Annotated in this window: 1 protein-coding gene; it reads right to left on the reverse strand. The window is 58.4% G+C overall.

Translation table 11 applies throughout. The features are described 5' to 3' along the window. Nucleotides 1-73: 73 nt before the first annotated feature. Nucleotides 74-534 (reverse strand): IS6 family transposase (locus HMPREF3098_RS01580; RefSeq protein WP_141739632.1); only part of this gene is annotated, 461 nt, incomplete at its 5' end.

Consider the following 534-nt stretch of genomic DNA (forward strand, 5'->3'; position numbering starts at 1 on the left):
GGTGCTGTTGCAAAGTTGGGCCAGGGTCGAAAAGCCCAACCTCAAGACATTAGTTGTCCTTGCTCCGGGGTGCTTAAGCTGTCTCGAATATCCGGCTGACGATCACCGCGTCCGGGTTCGGGTGCCCGTAGGCAAACATCGTGCCCTGGCCTTTCCGTAATGAATGCATCGCTTCCATCCCTTTCAACGTCCGGTAGGCGGAAATTCGGTTTTTGAACGCTCCCTTCGGCCCCAGGATTCTTTTAAGTCGGCCATGATCTCCCTCGAGAACGTTGTTCAGGTATTTCACCTGCCGGTGCTCCACCGTCTGAGGGCAGATTCCCTCCGCCTTCAGCTCGGATATTGCCTTGGCCAGAGCTGGTGCCTTGTCGGTGTTGATGACCCGCGGGGACCCGGCTGTCGTATTCGATCGCAGCGCCTTGGCCAGGAAACGCTTGGCCGCCGCGACATTGCGCTTCGGAGAGAAATAAAAGTCCAGGGTCTGCCCACCGGCGGTAATAGCCCGGTAGAGATAGCACCACGTGCCGCCGACCC

Origin of the sequence: Corynebacterium sp. HMSC28B08, assembly GCF_001806865.1 — a bacterium.
GTDB lineage: Bacteria > Actinomycetota > Actinomycetes > Mycobacteriales > Mycobacteriaceae > Corynebacterium > Corynebacterium auriscanis.